Origin of the sequence: Aeromonas sp. s11 (genome assembly GCF_040907945.1) — a bacterium.
Lineage (GTDB): Bacteria > Pseudomonadota > Gammaproteobacteria > Enterobacterales > Aeromonadaceae > Aeromonas > Aeromonas veronii.
The window spans coordinates 1-23,155 of sequence record NZ_JBFOCU010000023.1; the positions used below are offsets into that span (position 1 = coordinate 1).

A 23,155-nucleotide genomic window follows, 5' to 3' on the forward strand; every position below is an offset into this window, starting at 1 on the left:
TAAATAGCTGTTCCGAATAGTAGATCACCGGAGGAAGGGAACTCAGTCCAGTTTGTGCGATCTGATTAGTCGCTAAACAAAACAAGCCACACCCAAAGGACTGAGTTGATGCCTATCCTACCACCTCTGCCACGACCACAACGGCGCCGCATTCACAAAATCATCCATGCCACCCGTGATAAAGGACATGCTCGTCGCTTGATGGCCATCTTGCTGTTACATGAAGGACGCACGATCACCGATGTTCATCACCTTACCGGCGCTGCGCGCTCGACCATCGGTCGTTGGCTTCGGTGGTATCGAGATGAAGGCATAGATGCGCTAGAAGCCTTACCGGCTGGCCGTGCCCCAGTCTTACCTATCGCCAAGATTGTCACCTTACTGGTGCTGCTCATGCAGTTTTCTCCGCAAGATTTTGGTTATCAGCGCAGCCGTTGGTGTACTGAACTATTGGCTATAAAAATCAATCGGTTAACAGGGCTCAATGTGGCAGCCTCCACGCTCCGCCGATGGTTACCTCGTATGGGCATTGTCTGGCGCAGGCCCGTGCCGACCTTGCGGATAAAAGACCCAGCCTATCAGGAAAAAATGGCGAATATCGACGCCGCGCTGGCCCGCTGTGATGCCGATAATCCGGTGTTTTATGAGGATGAAGTCGATATAGACCTCAATCCCAAATTAGGAGCCGACTGGATGTTCAGAGCGCAGCAAAAGCGGGTTGTCACACCGGGGCAGAATGCCAAGCATTATCTGGCAGGCGTTCTCCACGCAGGCAACGGAAGGGTACTTTACGTCAGCGGGATCAAGAAAAACTCATCGCTGTTTATTGCCATGCTGGAAAAGCTGCGCCACCACTACCGACGAGCCAAAACCATCACGTTGATCCTCGATAACTACATCATTCACAAAAGCAAACAGACCGAGCGATGGTTGAAGAAGAATCCCAAGTTCTGCCTGGTGTTCCAGCCAGTTTACAGCCCTTGGGTTAATCACATAGAACGGCTATGGCACAAGTTACATGAAACCATCACGCGCAATCATCAATGCAGAGGGATGGCAAACCTGCTGGCCCGAGTGAAACACTTCATGGATACCGTGTCTCCTTTCCCGGGGAATGGCTATGGCACAGCGAAGGTGTAGCACTATTGGGATCAGTTATTTAAGAAGAGTTCACTCGGTTGTGCTGGTATTCTGTACCGCGAATATCGGGGGAAAACAATAAGATGAAACAGATTAAATCCTGGGCGCAATATTATGTCGATCTGATGACCAAGCTGGGACTGGTGCGCTTTAGCATGTTCCTGGCGGCGGGCATTATCGTGCTGGCGGTCGCCATCCAGATGGGGGTGACCCTGTTCCTGCGCGGCAATATCGATGTGATCGACTTCGTTCGCTCGGTCTTTTTTGGCCTGCTGGTGACCCCCTGGGCGGTCTATTTTCTCTCCATCGTGGTGGATCAGCTGGAGGATTCCCGTCAGCGACTGAGCCGGATGGTGCGCAAGCTGCAAGATATGCGCGAGCGGGATCTGGAGCTCAATACCCAGCTGCAGGAGAACATCAGCCGCCTCAATGCCCAGATTGCCGAGACCAACCGGGCCGAGAGCCTGCGTCTGCAGGCCATCGAGGATCTCGAGAACGAGGTGTTCCAGCGAGAGAAAGCCCAGCTTCATCTGGGGGAGCGTACTGCCCTGCTGCGCTCCTTTATCGACTGCTCCCCCGATCTGGTCTACTACCGCAACGAGGATGAGCAGTTTTCCGGTTGCAACCGCGCCATGGAGGAGCTGACCGGCAAGGTGGAGGCCGAGCTGATCGGTCTGACCCCGTTCGATGTCTACAAGCAGGAGATCGCCAACAAGGTGGTGGAGACCGACAAGCAGGTCTTTGCCAGCAACGAGCCGCTCACCTACGAGCAGTGGCTAGAGTATCCCGATGGCCGCAAGGCTTACTTCGAGCTGCGCAAGGTGCCCTTCTTCGACCGCTTCGGCAAGCGACTCGGCCTGCTTGGTTTTGGCCGCGACATCACCGAGCGCAAGCAGTATCAGGACAAGCTTGAGAAGGCGAGTCGCGACAAGACGACCTTTATCTCCACCATCAGCCACGAGTTGCGCACCCCGCTCAACGGCATCGTGGGCTTAAGCCGGATGCTGATGGATACCCCCCTCGATCCCAAGCAGCATCAGCAGCTCAAGACCATTCACCTGAGTGCGGTGACCCTTGGCAATATCTTCAACGACATCATCGACTTGGACAAACTGGATCGCCGTCGTCTCGAAATTGCACCGACCCGTATCGACCTGCCTGCCTTCCTCGACGAGCTGGAGACCCTGTCGCGCATTCAGGCGGAGCAGAAGGGGCTCTATCTCCATTTCGATCGGGATGGTGACATGCCGCAATTTGTGATGGCTGACGGTACCCGCCTGCGTCAGGTGCTGTGGAATCTGGTGGGCAACGCGGTCAAGTTTACCGATGAGGGGGGCGTCACCGTGCGTTGTCTCTCCCATCCCGCCGATGAGCCGGGCAAGCTGGCCCTGCACTTTGAGGTGGAGGATACCGGTATCGGCATCCCGCGCGCCCAGCAGGAGAAGATCTTCGCCATGTACTATCAGGTGCAGGGCAAGAAACACGCCACCGGCACCGGCATTGGCCTCGCGGTCTCCCGTCAGCTGGTGCAGGCGATGGGCGGGCAGCTCTATGTGGACAGCGATCCGGGCGAAGGCTCCTGCTTCACCGCCGAGCTGGAGGTAGCTTGCGCCGAGCCAGTGTTGCCAGAGCAGGAGGAGGAGATGCCTTCCCTTGATATCCTGCTGGTGGAGGATGTGGAGCTTAACGTGACGGTGGCCTGCGCCCTGCTGGGCAAGCTGGGTCATCAGGTGCAGGTGGCACGGGACGGCACCCAGGCGTTGGCGATGGCCAATCCGGATGATTTCGACCTCATTTTGCTCGATATCCAGCTGCCGGACATGACCGGCTTCGATGTGGCGAAAACCCTGCTGGAGCGTTATGGCGACAGCCTGCCACCCATGGTGGCGCTCACCGCCAACTCCACCGGCGATCGCCAGTACTACCGAGATCACGGCATGCAGGATGTGATCAACAAGCCGCTTGGCTCCAAAGCGGTGCGGGAGGTGATTGGTCACCTGTTTGCCGATCTGGCCGAGGATGAAGCGGACGAGCAGGCTGATGCGGGCAATCAGGATGCCCTGCTGGATATCCCCTTCCTCACCGATTACGCCGATACCGTGGGTAAGCCGGTGCTGCTCTCCAGCGTCGATCTGTTCGAGAAGATGATGCCGGACTACATGGCAGTGCTCGACTCCAACATGATTGCCAAGGATCAAGCTGGGGTGGTGGAAGAGGCACACAAGATAAAAGGGGCGGCAGGCTCCATTGGCCTGCGCCGATTGCAGCAGACGGCACAGCTGATCCAGAGCCCGGATCATCCCGCCTGGTGGGAAAACGTGGAAGACTGGATTGAGACGCTGCGCCGGGAATATCCGGGCGATATTGCCCGTCTGCGGCGCTGGTTGCTGTCTTGAGGCTGGAGGTTGTCTTGAGTCTGATGGAAGTTGCTGGCAAGGAGCTGCGAGATGTATAGCCGTTTGATTACCCCCGTGCGCATCCACCCCTGGGGGGACGAGGAGCTGCTGGAGGCGACCGAGCAGGATCGCGCCCGTATCGTGCAGGCCGCGCCGGTGCGCCGGTTGCAGCAGAAGACCCAGGTCTTTCCGCTCGATGTGAAGGCCTCGGTGCGCAGTCGCCTTACCCACTCGCTGGAGGTGCAGGAGACCGGTCGCCAGATCAGCCGTCGTATTCTGGCCGCCTTGCCTGCCGGGATGGTCTGTGAAGGGGCCTTTATCAATCTGGTGGAGATGTCCTGCCTGCTTCATGACGTGGGCAACCCGCCGTTTGGCCACTTTGGCGAGCAGGTGATGAGCCAGTGGCTCGGCGAGATGCTCGATCTCCTCTATCAGCAGGCGCTGGCGCAGCCCCCCTCGGCCCAGTGGGCGGAATTGCGTCAGGACCTGCAACTGTTTGATGGCAACGCCCAGAGTCTGCGGCTGGTGCACAGCTTGCACGAGCTCAACCTGACGCTCGGACAACTGGCGGCGCTCTGCAAATACCCGCAGCAGCCGCAACCCGGGGTGAGCTATGGCCAGCATCATGGCTGGAGCAGCAAACGAGGCATCTTCTTTAGCGAGCAGCCGCTCTACAGTGCCCTCGGCCAGAGTCTGGGATTGGCCCCCGGCTGTCGCCATCCGCTGGTCTACATCATGGAGGCGGCCGATGACATCTCTTACTGCATCGCCGATCTGGAAGATGCGGTAGATCGGAGGATCCTGACTCAGGGTGAACTGCTGGCGGCACTGCGGGCCGCTGACCAGAGTGACTACATGGGCACCTTGCTGGATGAGGCGCTTGCCAGTGGTCGGGGCTTTTTCCCCCATTTTCGCCAGCAACTGACCCGGGATCTGGTGGCGTTGGCGGCGCAGAGCTATGTCAGCGAACATCAGGCCATTTTGCAGGGATCCTATCCGCAAGCGCTGCTGCATGGCCAGGCGCCGGCGGCGCGGGTGCTCGATATCCTCAAGCGGGTGGCCCGTGAGCTGGTCTTTATGCGCCCCGAGGTGGAAGCGCTTGAGCTGGAGGGGTATGCGGCGCTGCGCGGGGTGCTGACCAGTTATGCCTGTCTGTTGGCGCTGCCAGCGCCACAGTTTGCTCGTCTGCTGGCCGGGGAGGGGAGTCAGACGCTTTTCTTTGCGCGCCGCCTCTATCACCGCCTCTCGGCCCGCCATCTCAAGGCCTATCGATTGGCGATCGCCACCCCGGATCCGCGTTTTGCCTGCCAGAACGAGCAGGAGTGGTATTACCGGGTGCGGCTGCTGCTCGATTATGTCAGCGGCATGACGGATACCTATGTACTGGAAGAGTACCGGCTACTCTCGGGGATCTGATGCCCCAAGATCCCTGTCGGGCAGCATAAAATGCCGTAAAAACGTTTAAAAAGGAGTCGCAAGAGGCTTGTTTTAAATTCGGATATTTTTTAGACTTCTGCAACCTGTTCAACTTTTACCCGGTAAGGAGACGAAAATGCAACATCTGATGCTCAATATTGCATTCTCTCGCGGCACTGCGTGCGGCGTGAAATCTCGTGCTCTTTTACCGCGTGGCGTAAACAGGTAACCCCTGTCTTTTTATCACCCGCGGTTCGTCCCGCAGGGTGATATCCACTTTCTCCGGGAGAACCGCATGTTCAACTGGAGAATGTCATGTCTATCGAACTGGTTTTACTGCGCAGTGTTGAATCCCTGGTCCAGAGAAGGATTGCCCGAGTCGAGCGTCGTCTCGTGCAGGTCAATCTGTCGCCCGCCCTGCTCAGGGATATCGGGCTGGAAGGATATCAGGGTCAAATCGCCCTCGTTCGCGAGCGGGAGTATCAAACCGGCTTCCGCCTCGGGAATCGAATAACCTGATCGCGAAGGGGAGAATAAGATCCCCCTCGCTAGTGAAATGGCAGGCTGAATGCCTGCCATTTTTCCATCTTATGGTTGATTCCAAGTTCACATGTTGGTGACTCAGTATTATCCTCTCCGCCCTCTTTGTAACAGCTGCGATTGTTTTCTCGCCTTGCGTCGTCAGGATCTGCAAGATTAGAGGTGGCAGCCCTATCTGTTTTACTCATCAGGACAAGACCTTATGCCACTCCTTCGTCAGCTTTTTCTTCCCATTTTGCTGTTGTTTTCAGGCATGTTGGCTGTTGCGGCTCCCCAGCCGCAAGATGAGAGCACAAGTAACGAAATCTCTGCACAAAAGGAGCTGCTGGTCGGGGTTCCCCGTGGTGGTTATCCCCCTTTCATCTATCAACTCCCCAACCAGCGTTATGCCGGTCCGCTCAAGGAGTTGGCCTCGCGCATTGCAGCCGAAATGAGCGTGTCCCTGCGCTATATATCCTACAACTCCTACGTAGATGCCCAGATTGCTCTCCAAGGCGGCCAGATCGATGCATTAATCGGAGTCGAACGTAATGCTCTTGAGCTGAAGGGGATAAACCATATCGGCAGTATCGGTTCATATGCCCGCTCCATTTTAATGCATACCCCGGAGCAGCAATTGACCCTGGAGCAGGCGCGCAAGTTACGCTGGGTCTGTATTCGTGGTTTTGGCAGTTGTAATGAATTGGCTCGTTTGGGGATCTCTGATGTAACTGAGCTGGAGAGCCGCACTGAGGCGACCTATATGGTCAAGCTGGGCGCTGTCGATGCATATCTTGAGTTGGGTCCAATTGTTACCCTCAAGATGGAGAGAATGCCCGCGTCAATGGGGGTTGTCGCTCCAGGGTGGCTTTCTGGCAGCACGCTGACGATGGCGACCAGCTCCCGCCAGCCAGAGCTGAGCGAGAAGCTTTGGCATGCATATCAACAGATACCCGTTGCAGACTCACGATTACGGTTGCATCAGAAAGATGAACGCGCCAACGCTGGCCTTTTGCTGGAACCAGATGAAGCTAGTTGGCTGAAGCAGAGAAACAAGGTGATCAAGTTCGCCGTTGCCCCCGGATTTGCCGGCATCAGCGAAATCGATGACGAAGGTGAATTGCATGGCTATACGGCAGACCTGATGAAGTTGTTGAGTCTGCGCTCCGGGATCCGCTTTGAGCTGGTGTCGACAAATACCTGGCAGGAGTCACTTAAACTGCTGAAAGAGCACAAAGTGGACCTTATTCCCTTGATGACACCGCTCAAGGATCGTCAGTCCTTTGCCTCTTTTACCTCCTCCTATCTGAAGTTCGACAGCTATGTTGTAGCCAGACACGGTGCTCGCCCGCTGAAGTCGTTGGTCGAGCTGAAAGGGCGTCTGATTGGTGGTGTGACGGGTTCTTACGAAGCCTCTCTCATTCACGCGCTGGGCGCCAATATTATCGAAGTAGGCAAAGATGCCGATTTACTGACCTTGCTTGACACTGGGCGAGCCGAATATGTGCTGTTGACCATGACCAATCTGGGACAGCAGGCGATGAAGGGTTTCAATGATAAGTATCAGGTAGTGCTGAGCTCTCCCGAATTTTCCGTACCTATCAGTATGGCCGTCGACAATGCTCAGCCCGAGTTGCTCCGCATCATGGACAAGTTGCTGCTGACCATCACGGATGAGGAGTGGCAGCTGCTGGAGCGACGCTGGCTCAATGTGTCGGTCAATATCGAGTCTGATTACACCCTGATTTACAAGTGGTTGGCTATAGGGGGGGGCGCCTTGCTCGTCAGCGGTTTGCTGGTGATGCTCTGGGCTCGCAGTTTGCGTCGCCAGATTGCGCAGCGGAAAATCGCAGAGGACAAGCTGAACGAACAGTTGCTGTTTGTGCAGACCTTGCTCAACTCACTGCCAACCATGGTGGCGCTACGTGATAGCGAGCAGCGGATCACCTTGTGCAATCAGGCCTATCGCGATGCTTTCCTTGGTGCTGGCAGTAGCAGTGAGGAGCTGCAAAACATGCCAGAGACACTCAGAAACAGTGTGTTGGAAGAAGAGCGCCGGGTGTGGCAGACCGGACAGGATCTGGAGGGGGCAGGGAGCAACCTGCGAGCAGATGGCACGCCCTGCCATGTTATCTATGCCAAACGTCCTTATCGCGATCCCGATGGCAATATGCTGGGGGTGTTGACAGTACTGACCGATGTCAGCCGGATCAAAGAGGCGGAGGAGCGCGCCCGTCAGGCTGAAAATCGCCTTACCCAGATTACCGACAGCATGCCTGGGGTGGTCTATCAGTATTTGTGGCAAGGACCCGGCAAGGGGCGGTTTTTGTATGCTTCTCAGGGGGCCAGCGAGATCCTCGGGGCTTCCCGGCAGGATCTGTTCAATGCCGAATCGGGTGGTGAGGTGTTCGGCTTTACCGAAGAGGCGCTGCAGGATTTTGTCAGCAAGGTGGCCAATCATGCCGAGACTCTGGCGCCCCTCGATCTGGAGGTCAAGGTAGAGCGACCTGATGGAGATCGCTATCTGCAAGTGCGTGGCAACTTTGTCAGACAGGAGCAGCAGGCACTGATCCTTAACGGGGTGATTCAGGACATCACTGCCCTCAAGCAACAGGAATATGAGCTGCGCGAAGCTCGCGCCTATGCCGAGCAGGCGATGCAGGCTCGCAGCCGCTTTTTGGCAACCATGAGCCATGAGCTGCGCACTCCCATTTCAGGCATGCATGGCATGCTCGAATTGCTGCAAATGAGCGAGCTCAACGACGACCAGCGTTTTATGGTGCGCAATGTGGTCACCTCGACCAATAACCTGCTCTATCTGGTCAATGACATCCTCGATTTTTCCAAGATAGAAGCGGGTCAGTTGCAGTTGAATTACCAGAGCAGCCGGTTGCAAACGGTGATCTGCGATGCCATTCGTGGCCACGCGGCACTGGCTCATAACAAGGGGCTCAACGTGGTGCTTGAGTGGGAGCATCATGTGCCGGATTGGGCCGACATCGATGGGGTGCGTATCGGTCAGGTCATCTCCAACCTGCTCAATAATGCGGTGAAGTTTACCGAACAAGGGGGGATTACTATCCAGGTCAGCTACCTGAGCGAGCAACTGACCATCAGTGTCAGTGACACCGGTATCGGGATCGCCGAAGAGAAGCAGGCGCTGCTGTTCACGCCTTTTGAGCAGGTGGAGTCAGATATCAACCGTCGTTTTGGTGGCACCGGCTTGGGGTTGGCAATCTGTGAGCAGCTGGTATGCAAAATGGGGGGGGCACTGACACTGACCAGCAAGGCAGGGGAGGGCTCCTGCTTCCGCTTCACCGTGCCGCTAACCAATCCGCAGTGGGATCCCCCAGCTCTGGCTGACACAGAATGGTGGTTTTTCAGCGATGACACCAACCTCGAAGCGGCCATGGTACGGCAGGGGGCCAAGCTCAGGTACTTGGGGGCCAATGAGCTCAGTCGCTCACTGGAAGGGTTGCTGTTGGCCGATCAACGGTGGCTTGAGCAAGCGCTTGGGGGGGAATGGCAAAGCTGGCTGCAACACTCTGCGCTGAAGGGGATCATAGCGTCACCCGATGAGGCGTTACGGGGTCGGATTGGTGAACAGAAATGGTGGCGCCTGGGTCTATCCCCTCTCTATCCGGATCTTCTGCTGGAGAGCTGCCACGAATTGCTACAGGAGCGGGTCACACCAATCCTCCCTGCGCTTGCAGAGAAGCTGGGTGGCAAAGTATTGGTGGCTGATGATCATCCGGTCAATCGTGCCTTGCTGGCACGGCAGTTGGCCATTCTTGGTATCGAGGCTCAGGTTGTGGAAGATGGCGAGAAGGCTCTGCGGGCCTGGCAGGGACAGCAATTCTCCCTGCTGTTGACTGATTGCCATATGCCGGTGATGGATGGTTATGCCCTGACCAAGGCGCTGCGGGCTGCGGGAGTGACGGCCCCTATCATAGGGGTAACGGCAGATACGTCGGAAGAGGCGAGTGCTCGTATGGTAGAGGCAGGCATGAGTGACATGTTACTGAAGCCCTACCCGCTGGATATCTTGCGCCAGATGCTGGCCCATTGGCTGGCAGAGAAGACGCCAACCAGAAGCGCGGTTGCGCCCGTTGATAGGGCTACAGGCATGCAGGCTGAGCGCTGGTTGGCGCTGTTTGGTGACGAGCTGACCGCGCGAGTCATGGCGGTGGAGTATCTCGATTCCAACCGGCAGGATGGCGAGGCCATGATGGCAGCACTGATTTGTCATGATGCCAGCGCCTTGGTAGAGACCGCCCACCGGGTCAAGGGGGCTGCCCGAATGGTCGGGTTGGAGGAGCTTGCCAGCCAGGCCGCCATACTGGAATCGGCAGCGCGATTGAAGCGGCTCGACGAGCTCGACGATCTGGTCAGCACTGTGCAGAGGTTGATGACGGCGATTGCCCACGACATTGGATTATGGCTCGATGAAAAAAGCACAACATGAGTTGGTCATCATGGTCGTGGAAGACCATGGATTTCAGCGCAAGGCGCTGCTGCACCAGATCCGCAGCCTGGGTTACCCGAATCTGCTGGAAGCGGTCGATGGTGTCGAGGCGTTGGCGCTTAGCCAGCAACACAACGTCGATATCCTGTTTTGCGATCTGCGAATGCCCGGAATGGATGGCATGGCGCTGTTGCGCCGCCTGTCGCTGGGTGGTTTTCAGGGCGGCATTATCCTCTCCAGCGCGCTTGAGGGGGATGTGGTGGAAGCCGTATTGCGTATGAGTACCGCTTATGGCTTGCAGGTGCTCGGTCGCATAGAGAAACCCTCAACGCCGCAGCAGCTCCAGCGGCTTATCCAGGCTTGGTCACCCCGGCAGGAACCAGTCAGAGAAGAAGAGGGGCACAGAATAGGACTCGATGAGTTGCGTCGGGCGATCGAGCAAGATCAACTGCTGCCCTGGTATCAGCCCAAGGTGAGTTTTGCATCTGGCGAGTGGGTCGGGATGGAGGCGTTGGCCCGCTGGCAACACCCCGAGTTTGGCCTGATCCCGCCCGGGCGTTTTATTTCACTGGCGGAGAGCAACGGACTTATCGATCCGTTGACCGAGGTGATCATCAGCAAATCTCTGAGTGATGGCCATTTATGGGAGGAAACCGGGTTGTCACTCAATCTGTCGATGAACCTCTCCACCACCTCACTCATTGAAGGGGATCTTTGCAACTTATTGATTGATCAGTGCAAGCGCTGGAGTATCAATCCTGAGCTCATCACCCTCGAGGTGACTGAGAGCGCATTCGTGCAGGATCTGGGCAAGTCTCTGGAGGTGCTGACCCGGCTAAGGATGCATGGTTTTGGTCTCTCCATCGATGATTTTGGTACCGGCTACTCCTCGATGCAGCAGCTGGCACTGTTGCCGTTCACCGAACTCAAACTGGATCGCTCTTTCGTCGATCGCTGCCATGCCGATCCGTCACGTTTGGCTATCATCGAGTCCAGTATTGAGTTGGCCCGCAAGCTGGGGCTGAAGTCGGTGGCGGAAGGGGTAGAGGATGAGGCGACCTGGCGAGTGCTGGCTCAGCTCGGTTGTGACCTCTGTCAGGGATTTTTCTCTGCCCGCCCGATGCCGCGCAGTGAATTGGCTAATTGGCACCGGACTTGGCAAGATAGATTGCCTACACTGATATCTATCTGATTCTGTTGGCTGGATCCCTCCGTTTGAACAAGGATGTTCATGAAAATCTCAAGCAAGTTGCTGCTCAGCTTCGGTTTTATCAACCTGCTGATCCTGCTCTCCTCCACGCTGGTCTATTACCGGCTGACCCAGATCAATCAGGCCCAACACACCCTGCTGGAGCAGGCGCTGCCCGCTTTGCAGCGGGATGAGGCGAGCCAGAAGGCGCTGGTTACCACCGTTTCTGCCTTGCGTGGCTATCTGATCCTCGGCAAGGATCCGGCTCAGGCTTCCCGCCTCAAGCAGGAGTGGGAGTCGGCCTGGCAGGCCATTGCCCATCAGGCCTTCAGTCCGGCGCTCGCCAAGTCTCTCGAGACCTTCAAAAGCCATCAGGAGAAGGTGTGGACCATAGCTCAGAGCGAAGAGAATCTGCCCGCTCACACCCTGATGCTGCAGGAGGCAGGGCCGCTGGCGGAGGCGGCGCTCGATCAGTTGCAATCCTTTGCCAATGAAGAGGTTGGTACTCCGCAGGATCAACTCTCCGGCGATCGTCGCATGCTGCTCAAACAGGTGGGGGATGCCTACAACAGCCTCGCCAACGCCCTCTCTGCCCTGCGGGATTTTCTTATCTCAGGTGACCCCGAATACCGCAGCAAGTATCAGGATTACTACCAGTTTCATCAGCAGCGTGTGGCTGAGGTTAAACAGCAAGCCGCGCTCTTTACCGACACCCAGCAGAGCCTCTGGCAACTGTTTGAAGAGATGGCGACCCCTTTCTCCGAGCTGGTGGGGCAGGTGATCGAGAAACGCCAGGCGCCGGATTGGGATCAGGCAAACTACCTGATGGCCACCGACATCGAGCCGATGCAGTCCAGCCTCAGCGAGCAGCTGGTCCAGCAGGTGGAGAAAACCCGTGCTGAGGTGGATCAGATTTCGGCGCAGATGACTGGAGCCGGGAGGGCCATCAACCAGACTCTGCTGTTGGCTACCGGCAGCGCCATCGTGCTTGGCATGGTGGTCGCATGGCTCTTTAGTCGCCGTCTGACCCGTGACATTGCCTGTCTGGTGACCCGGGCGGGGCAGGTTGCGGATGGTCGGCTGGCGGCCGAGCCCTTGCCAATCACAGGGCAGGATGAGTTGGGAGAATTGACTGGCTCCATCAACCGGATGTCTGCCCAGTTACATCATCTGGTCGGGGAGTTGCAGGGCGCAGTGGGGCAGGTCGAGGTGGCCTGTCTCGATGTGGGCAGCACCACCAGAGCCATAGTGGTGGATCTGACGGAGCAGGATCAGCGGGTCGATGCGGTGGCGGCGGCTATCGATCAGATGTCAGTGAGCGCTCGTGATGTGGCTGGCAACATTGCCGGTGTGGCGGATGGAGCCCATCAGGTGCGGCAGCAGACCCGTCAGGGAGAGGCCGCGCTGACGCGAATGAGCGATACCATGCAGCAGATTGCCACCATGATTGGGCAGGCCAACGAAGCCATGGGGCTGTTGGAGCATCAGAGTGAACAGGTGGGGCAGATCACCGAGGTGATCGCCACTATAGCCGAGCAGACCAATCTGCTGGCACTCAATGCGGCGATAGAAGCGGCGCGGGCTGGCGAGCAGGGGCGCGGTTTTGCAGTGGTGGCTGACGAGGTACGCCAGCTGGCGACCCGTACCCATCAATCCACCGCCGAGATCAGCCAGACCATTGCGGCCATCTCCCAGCAGACTCGCCAGACGGTGAGTACCGTCAGCAGCGGTACCCGGTTGGTAGAACAAGGGCGGGATGCAGTCGGATTGGTGACCGATACCCTGAGTGCCATGAACCAGCTGGTGCAGTCGCTGTCGGGCCAGCTGGAGGCCATTTCGGTGGCAACCGAGCAGCAGTCGCGGGTGGCCGCCGAGGTATCCGGGACGGTCGATGACATTGCTGCGCTCAGTCGGCAATCTTGTCAGCGTAGTCAGCAGGGGGAGGAGATCGTAGCCAGACTGGCTGGTGATACCGGCAAGCTGAAGGCGGTCATCGCCCGCTTTGATCTTGATGCATGAGATGGCGGGATCATCCCGCCATTGCTATTGCCATTTACCGAGCCGTCTGGCCCGTGGGTTTAGTCCAGACGTCTGAAGGTGTGGTTGTCGAAGCTGCTGGTAGTCTCCCGGTTGAGCAGGCTGACCAGCAAAATCGCACGTTTCTCCCCATCCGGCTCCATATAGATGGCTTCGAAGCCGGCAAGCGGCCCCTCTTCAATCAGCACCTTGTCGCCCGAGCAGGGCAGGCTGGCGTAGCTGGCTCTCGCCTCGTCGCTATCATCGCGGCTCATCAGCTGATAGACCAGCTTGCTGCTGATGGGGGTCCATTCACTGCCAAAGTGGATGATCCGGCTGATGCCGCGGGTCGATTTCAGGGTGACCGGTGTCACCTCTTCCAAATCAACGAAGATAAACAGATAGTTGGGGAACATGGGTTCCCGTACCGGAACTCGCTTGCCCCGGCGCAGCTTCTCGATCTCCACCATGGGGTAATAGGATTCGATACCCTGGGCATCGAGGTGGGCGCGGGCGCGGGCCTCTTCTTTTGGCTTGCAGTAGGCCAGATACCATTTTTTCATGTTATGAGTATGTTCGTGTTGCCGTGCTCGCGGATATGATAGCGGCGCCAATAAAAAAGGCCACGCATTGCGTGGCCTTTTTTGCCGAGTGAGCAATTACCAACCTTTTACCAGGCCGCCTTTGAACAGCTCGAGACCTTTCTTGTAGACATCATCGGTCTGGAATGCTTGTACGAACTGTTTGACCTTCTCGTCATCCTTGTTGTTGTCACGGGCGACGATCAGGTTGACGTAGGGGGACTCTTTGTCCTCAACAAACAGGCCGTTCTCGGTCGGGGTCAGACCAATCTGACCGGCGAAGGTGTTGTTGATGATGGCCAAGTCCACGTCTTCCAGCGAGCGCGGCAGTTGGGCTGCTTCCAGCTCGACAATCTTGAAGTTGCGCGGGTTGCTGGCGATATCCAACACGGTCGCTTCCAGACCGGCACCATCCTTCAGGGTGATCAGACCCTGTTTGGCCAGCAGGATCAGCGAGCGACCCAGGTTGGTCGGATCGTTCGGTACCGCGATCTGGGCGCCATCTTGCAGCTCGCTCAGCGCCTTGATCTTCTTGGAGTAACCGGCAATCGGGTAGACGAAGGTGTTGCCAACCGGCACCAGCTTGAAGCCGCGATCACGCACCTGTGCATCCAGATAGGGTTTGTGCTGGAAGGCGTTGACGTCGATGCTGCCATCGTTCAGCGCCACGTTCGGGGTGACATAGTCGGAGAAGTTGACCACCTCGACTGTCAGACCGTATTTCTCTTTGGCGACCTTGGCAGCCACTTCAACCAGTTCGGTCTCGGGGCCGGCAATAGCGCCCACTTTCAGAACCTTGCTCTCTTCTTTTTGACCGCAACCGGCCAGAACCAGACCAGCCAGCAGGGCAGCCGCAACGGATTTGATGCCAAATTTCATAAAACCTCCTGTCAGAAATCGACGATTAACGATGATCACATTTGTTGACCAGGCGCTCACCCGCGCTCTGGATAAGTTGAACCAGTACTACCAGGATAACCACGGTCACCAGCATGACGGTCGGGTCAAAGCGCTGATAACCATAACGAATACCCACATCCCCCAGACCACCGCCACCGATGGCCCCGGCCATGGCCGAGTAGTTCACCAGAGTGACGAGGGTAATGGTGACACTGTTGAGGATGCCGGGCAGAGCCTCGGGCAGCAGCACCTTGGTGATGATTTGCAACGGCTTGGCGCCCATCGCCTTGGCCGCTTCCAGCAGGCCGTCCGGCACTTCCATCAGGGCCCCTTCCACCAGACGGGCAATGAAAGGGATGCAACCGACGGTCAGCGGCACGATGGCAGCGATGGTGCCGATACTGGTGCCGACAATCAGCCGGGTCAGCGGAATGATGGCGACCAGCAGGATGATAAAGGGCACCGAGCGACCCACGTTGACCACCATACCCAGAGTACGGTTGAGCAAGGGGTTGGCCAGGATCTGGCCAGCCTTGGTCACATGCAGTGCCACGCCGAGCGGCAGACCCAGCAGGCAGCCGAACAGAGCGGAGGCAAACACCATGATCAGGGTGTCGCCCAGGGCCGTGATGAGCAGATTAATCATGGCTTCGGACATAACCCATTACCTCCAGCTGAATGTGGTTGTCGATGAGAAACTGCTGGGTCGCCTCGCACTGGGCTTCATCCCCGAACAGCTCGGCCAGCAGGAAACCGAATTTGACGCCGCCGGCGTATTCGATGTCTGCGCTCAGAATGCTGATGTCGATATTGAAACGGCGGCTCGCCTCGGAGATCAGCGGCGTATCGACCGTGCTGCCGGTAAAGCCAAGCTTCACCAGCGGGTAGCTGCCCGGCACCCGCTCCGCACTCATCCGATCCTGATACTCCTGCGGTACCTCCAGATGGATGGTGGAGTGGATGAAGTCACGGGCCAGCTGGGTCTTGGCGTTGCTGAAGAACCAGGCCACTTCGCCCTGTTCGATCAGACGGCCATCGCTGATGATGGCCACTTCGTCACAGATCCCCTTCACCACATCCATCTCGTGGGTGATGAGCAGGATGGTGAGCCCCAGCTTGACGTTGATCTCCTTGAGCAGGGTCAGGATCGAGCGGGTGGTCTGCGGGTCGAGGGCCGAGGTGGCCTCGTCACAAAGCAGTACCTTGGGGGCCGGTGCCAGTGCGCGGGCAATGGCGACGCGCTGCTTCTGACCGCCGGAAAGCTCGGACGGATAGGCCTGGGCACGGGCTTCCAGCCCGACCAGCGCCAGCAGCTCGGCAACCCGTTGCTGGATCTTCTCTTTGTTCCAGCCTGCCAGCTCCAGCGGAAAGGCGATGTTGGCAAACACGGTGCGGGAGGCAAGCAGGTTGAAGTGCTGGAAAATCATCCCGATCTGGCGGCGAGCCTGGGTCAGATCCCGTTCGCTCAGGGCGACCAGATCCTGGCCATCAACGATGACTTGTCCTTCTGTCGGGCGCTCCAGCAGGTTGACACAACGAATGAGGGTACTCTTGCCGGCACCGGAGGCACCGATCACCCCGAAAATTTTGCCTTGGGGTACATGCAGACTCACATCACGCAGGGCGTGCACGGCGTCACTGCCTGTACCGTAGACTTTGTTGAGACCGATCAACTTAATCATGGATTCTTCCGTGCTAACAGCCTTAAAGCACAGGGCGCTACAGGCGGGGAAATTGGGCAGAGGTTCCACTGGGTTACTCTGTCATCATGGAGGATGATGCTAAGATGTCTGGATGGCCATGTCAACGCATGTTTTTACGTCTAGACGTCTAAAAAAGTGATAAGGATTTCTGTCAGGCGGATAACGATCAGGATGGTATTGTTGCTCTTCCAGATCCTGTTTCGTCCCTGCGGCAGATAACCGAATTAAAGATGGTTTATGCCGGGTAAGGCTGGTTTTATTAGTGTGTCAGCTCGTTTCTGTTCACATCTGCTGTCTAGCTTAATGCTCCTCCATCGTTACACAAATTGCTGCACAAATCGTTCCCTATTCGTGACCGGATCACCTGATCGCCACTTTGTCGGCGTCAACCTTGATGCAGCGCAAGGAGGGCTCGGATAGGGATTGGGTCGGTGGCGCCGGTTTTTTATACTGATGTTGTCGACAAGCATGGAGGGCAGTGCGATGAGATTCCAACAGATCAAAGAGTTGCTGCACTATCTTGAACAGGTTCATCACCAGCTCGGGCTCTGTTACGGGCGTTTGACCAGTCAGGTGGACAGCGAACGGAGCCGGATGTTGCTGGTCTATCTGCAAGGGCGTGAGGATGCGGCCAGTGCCCATCTGCACGAATATGCCGCTCAGTTGGGAGATGCAGTCAGGGAGACCTGGCTGAACCAGAGTTTCAGCGAGGATATGCTGCCTGCCATTACCCGCTTCGAGCTGCCGGCATCAGTTCAGACCCAGGATATCGTCACTCAGGTATGCCGCTGGGAAGAGCAGCTGGTGGGCGAGCTGAGCCATCTGGCCCGGGAGTGCCCGACACCGGCCACCACCGCCTTGCTCGAGAATCTGGCCAGGCTGGAGCAGACCCGCTTGACCCGACTGGTGCACGGGGTGCATCGACTCGACGACATGTAGCGGGTGATAAGCACCAAACACGCAAGATGACCGCAAAACAAAAGGGCCCGGCAGCAGTGCCGGGCCCTTTCCATTGGTATCTGCTGACTTGCAGTGAGCGTCGGTCAGCCCTGCTGCTCGGCCGCGTAGAGAGCGGCCCCGATAATGCCCGCCTGATTGAGGCTGGCCGCCGGAATGAGTGGCGCCCGGGTCTCGATGCGATCGACAAACTTATCCAGCTTGGCTGCGCTGCCGCCCCCCAGAATGAAGAGGTCGGGGGAGAAGAGAAACTCGAGGCGCGCCAGATACTTGTTGAAGCGCTTGCCCCAGCGGTTCCAGGAGAGATCTTCCCGTTTGCGCGCCGCATCGGAGCAGTAGTGCTCGGCGACCATTCCTTCCAGCATCAGATGGCCCAGCTCGGTGTTGGGCAGCAGATGGCCGTTGACGAAGATGGCGGTGCCGATGCCGGTGCCGACCGTGATGAGGATGATGACCCCCTTGCGATCCTTGCCGGCGCCAAAGCGCATCTCGGCCAGACCGGCTGCATCGGCATCATTCAGCACATAGCAGGGCTTGCCGGTGACATCGGCAAACAGATGCTCGGCATCGGTTTCGATCCAGCTCTTGTCGATGTTGGCGGCACTCTTGGCAACCCCGTTGTGTATGGTGGCAGGAAAACCGCAGCCCACCGGTCCTTTCCAGTCGAAATGTTCGACCAGCGCCTTGAGGGTATGGGCGATGGCTGCCGGGGTGGCCGGTTGCGGTGTGGCAATGCGATGGCGCTCGCCAATCAATTCGCCGGTTTTGGTATCGACCAGACAGCCCTTGATCCCTGAGCCTCCAATATCCACTCCCAACATATGCATCTGTGTTGTCCTTGTTGTGTGCCGACCAGTTTGCAGTGACCACGCTGTTATGGGCACTGCAGGTCGGCAGAGCATGAAAAAAGTGCTGCAATCCGGCAAGGGGCAGATCACTTATGCGTGATCCGACAGACCTTTTTCGATGCTGCGGATCAGCAAACGGGTCTTCTTGTTCTCTTCATCCTGACGCCGGGCAAGGGTGGCCAGCGCCCATTCGATATGTTCGGCCACCATGGGCTCGGCGGTGGTCAGCGCCAGTTGCAGGGCGGCGATTACCTCGGGGATCGCCGGACCATTGCCAAGGGCGACTGCCAGATTGCGGCGCCAGCGCTGGTAACCGATGCGGCGGATCGGGCTCCCTTCGGTTTGTTTGAGGAAATCGCTCTCGCTCCAGCACCACAGCGCCAGCAGGGGGGGGCGGTGCAGGCTGGGGCGGGGGCTAAAATCGGGTTCCGGGCTGGCATCTGCGTAGCGATTCCAGGGGCAGATGAGCTGGCAGTCGTCGCAGCCGTAGATGCGGTTGCCCATCAGGGGCCTGAACTCTTCCGGAATAGGGCCGTCATTCTCGATGGTGAGATAGGAGATGCAGCGGCGGCCATCTACCACATAGGGGGCGACAATGGCGCCGGTCGGGCAGATGTTGATGCAGGCGACACACTTGCCGCACAGCTCCTTCTCCACTGGCTGGTCGAGCGGCAGCGGCAGATTGAGCAACAGCTCACCGAGAAAGAAGAAGGAGCCGGCCGATTCGTTGAGCAGCAGTGAGTGTTTGCCAACCCAGCCTAGGCCCGCCTTGGCTGCCAGCGGCCGCTCGAGGATGGGGGCGGAGTCAACGAAGGGGCGCCACTCACCCAAGGTCTCTTCAGTGCCTTGAAACAGCTCGGCGCAGCGCGCTTCGATGCGATCACCCAGCTGTTTGAGCCGGTTGCGCAGCACCTTGTGGTAGTCACGGCCGAGGGCATAGCGGCTGATATAGCCGAGGGTCGGATCGCGCAGGGTGGCAGCAAAGCCTGCCTCGAACGGCAGGTAGTTCATCCGCACCGACAACACCCGCACCGTGCCCGGCAGCAGCTCGTGGGCGCGTGCCCGCATCATGCCGTGACGTGCCATGTAATCCATGCTGCCGTGATAGCCCGCATCCAGCCAGGCCTGCAATCTCGGCTCTTCGATACGCAGATCGGTGTCGGTGATGCCCGCCTGGTCAAAACCTAGCTCCCGTGCCCAGAGCTTGATATCGTGGGCCAGCTGGTGGAAGTCAGGTGCGCTCATGCGGCTTGGCCTGGCTGGCGTTTGCTGGCGTGGGTCGATTGATAAGAGGCGGGAGCCGTCATGGTAGAGATCATCAGGGGCGCGTTGGGCACAAAAGAGGGGGGCAGTTTACCACAGGGGCTGTGGCAGACTGAACAGATCCGCGCACTGGAGCGCAACTGGGCCGCGCGAGCGGGGCAACCTCTCTATGCCCTGATGGAGCGAGCCGGTGCCGCGCTCCGCACCTATGCCACTCTGCATTGGCCCGACAGTCGCTGCTGGTGGATCTTCGTCGGCCCCGGTAATAACGGCGGTGATGGCTATGTGCTGGCCCGCCTTGCCCGCCAGATTGGCATCGAGGTGGTGGTGATTGCCGCCAGAGCACCCGACCAACTGAAGGGGGATGCCAGACGGGCCGCCGATGAGTGGCTGGCGGCCGGTGGCCGGGTCTGGCTGGCCGAGCAGTTTGATAAGGACCAGCACTCCACCCCGGATCTGGTGGTCGATGCCCTGCTTGGCACCGGCGTCAACACGTCCCTCTCGCCACTACTGACAAAGATCGTCGCAACAATCAATGGCTTGACTGTGCCCGTGCTGGCGGTGGATCTCCCCTCCGGCCTCAACGGCGATACCGGCCGTGCCATGGGGGCCGTGGTGCAGGCCACTCGCACCCTCACCTTTATCGGTATCAAGCAAGGGATGCTCACCGGCGACGGGGTGGATTGCGTCGGCCAGCTCGACTGTGATCCCCTTGGCGTGACGCCTGATGACACTATGCTGCCCGCCGCCTGGCGTATCGATTATCCGCTGCTCTGCACGCAGCTGACCCCGCGCCCGCGCGCTTCCCACAAGGGCTCTTATGGCAAGGTGCTGCTGGTGGGGGGCAATCGCGGCATGCAGGGGGCCATTGTGCTGGCGGCCCGCGCCTGCCTGCGGGCGGGGGCCGGGCTGGTGCGGGTGTGTCAGCATCCGGAGCATCCGCCGGTCAGCCTCTATCAACCCGAGCTGATGAGCCTCACCAGCGTTGATGACGAGGGGTGGGCGTCGGTGCGGGTCATTGGCCCTGGGCTAGGTCAGGATGAGTGGGGAAGCGCGCAAATCGCCCGTTATCTCACCGACCGGCTGCCACTGGTTTTGGACGCCGATGGATTGAATTGGCTGGCGCAATCTCCCCGCCATCAGGATAATTGGGTGCTCACGCCCCATCCCGGCGAAGCAGCGCGCCTGCTGGGATGCTCCATTGCCGAGATTGAAACCGACCGGTTTGCCGCCGTGCAGGCGCTGCAGCGGCGTTATGGCGGTGTGGTGTTGTTAAAAGGGGCGGGAACACTTATTTATGACGGCGAGCGGGTCGCTCTCTGTTGTGAAGGCAACCCAGGCATGGCAAGTGGCGGCATGGGCGATCTGTTATCTGGTATAATCGCCGCCCTTTTGGCCCAGGGCTGGTCTGCCACCATGGCAAGCTGGCTGGGCGCCGTGATCCACGGCGAGGCTGCAGATCAGGCCGCCGCCGCCGGCGAGCGGGGCATGCTGGCGTCAGGCTTGCTGCCCTTGATCCGCAAACTGGTTAATCCCGACACCATTACAAGTTAAAAAGAAGAACATGGCAAAACAGTTGATGATGACACTGCCGGACGAGGCAGCAACCGTGGCACTGGGTGGCCGTCTGGCACAGGCCTGCCAGCAGGCGACCACAGTGTTTTTGCATGGCACGCTTGGCGCCGGTAAAACCACTCTGACCCGCGGCTGGGTGCAGGGCCTTGGCCATCAGGGCAAGGTAAAAAGCCCGACTTACACCCTGGTCGAACCCTATGAGCTCGAGGGCTGGCAGGTCTACCATTTTGATCTCTATCGCCTGGCTGATCCGGAAGAGCTGGAATTCATGGGCATTCGGGACTATTTTGCCGCCAACACTCTCTGTCTGGTGGAGTGGTCCGAGAAGGGCGAGGGCTGGTTACCGGCTCCCGACCTGGAAATTACCCTCACCTATGTAGGCGAGCAGCGCGAGGTTCTGATAGAGGCTCGCACTGCTATTGGCGAAGCCATTCTGGAACGGTTGTCATCTACGTGCGCTTGATCCTTGTTATTGCTCTCTCTTTGATGGCGTTACCCTCTTGGGCGAATCAGCTCAAGAGCGTACGAATCTGGCCATCACCGGATAACACCCGGGTGGTGCTCGATATGAGCAGCGCTCCCAATTACAACTACTTCACCCTCACCGGCCCGGATCGGCTGGTGATCGATCTGAAAGGGGCGAGCAACGCCGCCAATCTGGCCCGGATCGAGAACAACAGCGAACTGGTGCGCAAGATCCGCCAGAGCACTCCGCTGGAGAAGGGCGGTCTGCGACTGGTGATGGATCTCAGCTCCGCCATCAAGCCGGTGGTCTTTCCGCTGGCGCCAGCCGGGCCCTATGGCCACCGTCTGGTCATCGATCTGCCTTATGAAGAGAAGCGCTCGGCGGCAGCAGTGCAATCCACGCCTGTCGGTGGCAAGGGCAAAGGGGTGGTGATTGCCATCGACCCGGGCCACGGCGGGGAAGACCCGGGCTCCATCGGCCCGCGCCGTACCTATGAAAAACGGGTGACGCTGGCGGTCTCCCAGAAGCTGGCGGCACTGATCGACCGCGAGCCGGGGATGCGCGCCGTGATGACCCGTCGTGGCGACTACTTTGTTGACCTCAACAAGCGCTCCGAGATTGCCCGCAAGGCCAAGGCGGATCTGCTGGTCTCTATCCATGCAGACAGTTTTCATAACTCGACCCCGCGCGGTGCCTCGGTCTGGGTCTTGTCGACCAACCGTGCCAACCGCGAGATGGGCAGCTGGCTGGAGAAGCAGGAGAAGCAGGGCGAGTTGTTGGGCGGTGTCGGTAAGGTGTTGGCGGAATCCGATCCCAACCCCTATCTGGCGCAGACCTTCCTCGACCTCTCCATGGACAAGTCCCGTGCCGAAGGGTATGACGTCAGCCGCCAGATCCTGCGCTCCATGGGCAAGGTTGCCCGACTGCATAAGAAGGCGCCGGAGCATGCCAGTCTGGCTGTGCTGAAGGCGCCGGATATTCCCTCGGTGCTGGTGGAAACAGGCTTTATCTCCAACCATGCGGAAGAGAAGCTGCTGGCTACCGCCAGCTATCAGGACCAGCTGGCCCGCGCCATCTTCGAGGGGATCCGCAACTACTACCGCGCCCACCCGACCAAGGGGGCCATGCTGACCGGCAAGGGGCAGGTGAGCCAACCTGCTGCGACCACTCGCCCTGCACCGGTAGCCCGGCAGCCGGTGAGCCAGCCCAGGCAGGCACAGTCCCAGCCGGTAGTGACCAACAAGATGCCCGCCACTGCCCGCGACGGCGGTGCTGGGAGCGGCTCTGGCGTCGGGGTGATCAAGCCTTACTCGGCGGCAGCGCAGGAGAGCGGTGCACCGGTCAGCAGTGTGGGGGACTATGACAAATCGCGGATGCTCCGCCATGTGGTCAAACGGGGCGAGAGCCTCTCCCGCCTTGCCGAGAAGCATGGGGTGAGTCAGTCTACTTTGGTGGAGATCAACCAGCTGCGCAGCCGGGATATTCAGATCGGTCAGACTATCTATATTCCCCAGCAAGGGCAGAGCCGCGCTGCTGCTCCCGTTCGCAGTGACGACAAGTCGCAGATGATCCGCCATGTGGTCAAGCGGGGCGAGAGTCTCTCCCGCCTTGCCGAGAAACATGGGGTGAGTCAGGCTCGGCTGGTAGAGATCAACAAGCTCAAGTCGCGGAATATTCAGGTAGGGCAGGTGCTCTACATTCCGCAAAACTGACGCGCGGGA

The 23,155-nt window shown here is 58.6% G+C and carries 17 protein-coding genes; 11 read left to right on the forward strand and 6 right to left on the reverse strand.

Annotation, left to right across the window (positions count from 1 at the left end):
- Positions 1–108: 108 nt before the first annotated feature.
- From AB5Y84_RS04925 to AB5Y84_RS04955, 7 genes are all read left to right on the forward strand, one after another.
- A complete protein-coding gene (locus AB5Y84_RS04925) occupies positions 109–1,140 on the forward strand; it encodes an IS630-like element ISAhy2 family transposase (RefSeq protein ID WP_001809438.1) in 1,032 nt (343 codons plus the stop codon).
- A gap of 83 nt (positions 1,141–1,223) precedes the next feature.
- Positions 1,224–3,536, forward strand: coding sequence for an aerobic respiration two-component sensor histidine kinase ArcB (gene arcB, locus AB5Y84_RS04930; RefSeq protein ID WP_005339096.1), 2,313 nt, complete (start codon positions 1,224–1,226; stop codon positions 3,534–3,536).
- 51 nt (positions 3,537–3,587) lie between these two features.
- Entirely contained in the window at positions 3,588–4,952 is a 1,365-nt protein-coding gene (dgt, locus tag AB5Y84_RS04935; protein WP_236296099.1) for a dGTPase, read from the forward strand.
- Positions 4,953–5,267: 315 nt separating this feature from the next.
- Positions 5,268–5,471, forward strand: coding sequence for a hypothetical protein (locus AB5Y84_RS04940; RefSeq protein WP_005349248.1), 204 nt, complete (start codon positions 5,268–5,270; stop codon positions 5,469–5,471).
- Positions 5,472–5,694: 223 nt separating this feature from the next.
- Positions 5,695–9,936, forward strand: coding sequence for a transporter substrate-binding domain-containing protein (locus tag AB5Y84_RS04945; protein WP_368176485.1), 4,242 nt, complete (start codon positions 5,695–5,697; stop codon positions 9,934–9,936).
- Complete coding sequence (locus AB5Y84_RS04950) at positions 9,917–11,128, forward strand: EAL domain-containing protein (protein ID WP_304520197.1); 1,212 nt, start codon at positions 9,917–9,919, stop codon at positions 11,126–11,128. The genes AB5Y84_RS04945 and AB5Y84_RS04950 overlap by 20 nt, the downstream gene beginning before the upstream one ends.
- Before the next feature lie 39 nt (positions 11,129–11,167).
- A complete protein-coding gene (locus tag AB5Y84_RS04955) occupies positions 11,168–13,144 on the forward strand; it encodes a methyl-accepting chemotaxis protein (RefSeq protein WP_368176486.1) in 1,977 nt (658 codons plus the stop codon).
- Between the two features lie 59 nt (positions 13,145–13,203).
- Here the strand turns inward: AB5Y84_RS04955 and rfaH are convergent, their stop codons facing one another.
- From rfaH to metN, 4 genes are all read right to left on the reverse strand, one after another.
- On the reverse strand, positions 13,204–13,704 hold the full coding sequence (gene rfaH, locus AB5Y84_RS04960; protein WP_005339074.1) for a transcription/translation regulatory transformer protein RfaH: 501 nt from the start codon (positions 13,702–13,704) through the stop codon (positions 13,204–13,206).
- 96 nt (positions 13,705–13,800) lie between these two features.
- Positions 13,801–14,601, reverse strand: coding sequence for a methionine ABC transporter substrate-binding lipoprotein MetQ (metQ, locus tag AB5Y84_RS04965; protein ID WP_005339072.1), 801 nt, complete (start codon positions 14,599–14,601; stop codon positions 13,801–13,803).
- Between the two features lie 25 nt (positions 14,602–14,626).
- Positions 14,627–15,280: a methionine ABC transporter permease gene (locus tag AB5Y84_RS04970; protein WP_005339070.1), complete on the reverse strand. Its 654-nt coding sequence runs from the start codon at positions 15,278–15,280 to the stop codon at positions 14,627–14,629.
- Positions 15,261–16,304, reverse strand: a complete 1,044-nt coding sequence (gene metN, locus AB5Y84_RS04975) for a methionine ABC transporter ATP-binding protein MetN (protein ID WP_368176487.1) — start codon at positions 16,302–16,304, stop codon at positions 15,261–15,263. The genes AB5Y84_RS04970 and metN overlap by 20 nt, the downstream gene beginning before the upstream one ends.
- 504 nt (positions 16,305–16,808) lie before the next feature.
- Here metN and AB5Y84_RS04980 point away from each other — a divergent pair.
- The gene (locus AB5Y84_RS04980; RefSeq protein ID WP_005339064.1) at positions 16,809–17,264 is read left to right on the forward strand and encodes a hypothetical protein; all 456 of its coding nucleotides are present in this window, start codon (positions 16,809–16,811) and stop codon (positions 17,262–17,264) included.
- A 104-nt stretch (positions 17,265–17,368) separates the two neighbouring features.
- On the opposite strand, the gene ppgK is transcribed toward AB5Y84_RS04980, so the two are convergent.
- The gene (ppgK, locus tag AB5Y84_RS04985) at positions 17,369–18,109 is read right to left on the reverse strand and encodes a polyphosphate--glucose phosphotransferase (protein WP_005339062.1); all 741 of its coding nucleotides are present in this window, start codon (positions 18,107–18,109) and stop codon (positions 17,369–17,371) included.
- A 111-nt stretch (positions 18,110–18,220) separates the two neighbouring features.
- Positions 18,221–19,375: a tRNA epoxyqueuosine(34) reductase QueG gene (queG, locus tag AB5Y84_RS04990; RefSeq protein ID WP_368176488.1), complete on the reverse strand. Its 1,155-nt coding sequence runs from the start codon at positions 19,373–19,375 to the stop codon at positions 18,221–18,223.
- Between the two features lie 60 nt (positions 19,376–19,435).
- Here queG and AB5Y84_RS04995 point away from each other — a divergent pair, with 60 nt between their 5' ends.
- From AB5Y84_RS04995 to AB5Y84_RS05005, 3 genes are read left to right on the forward strand one after another with little or no spacing between them, the layout of a single operon-like run.
- Complete coding sequence (locus tag AB5Y84_RS04995) at positions 19,436–20,947, forward strand: NAD(P)H-hydrate dehydratase (protein WP_368176489.1); 1,512 nt, start codon at positions 19,436–19,438, stop codon at positions 20,945–20,947.
- Between the two features lie 10 nt (positions 20,948–20,957).
- Complete coding sequence (gene tsaE, locus AB5Y84_RS05000) at positions 20,958–21,431, forward strand: tRNA (adenosine(37)-N6)-threonylcarbamoyltransferase complex ATPase subunit type 1 TsaE (RefSeq protein WP_368176490.1); 474 nt, start codon at positions 20,958–20,960, stop codon at positions 21,429–21,431.
- Between the two features lie 23 nt (positions 21,432–21,454).
- Positions 21,455–23,146, forward strand: coding sequence for an N-acetylmuramoyl-L-alanine amidase (locus AB5Y84_RS05005; RefSeq protein WP_368176491.1), 1,692 nt, complete (start codon positions 21,455–21,457; stop codon positions 23,144–23,146).
- Positions 23,147–23,155: the final 9 nt, after the last annotated feature.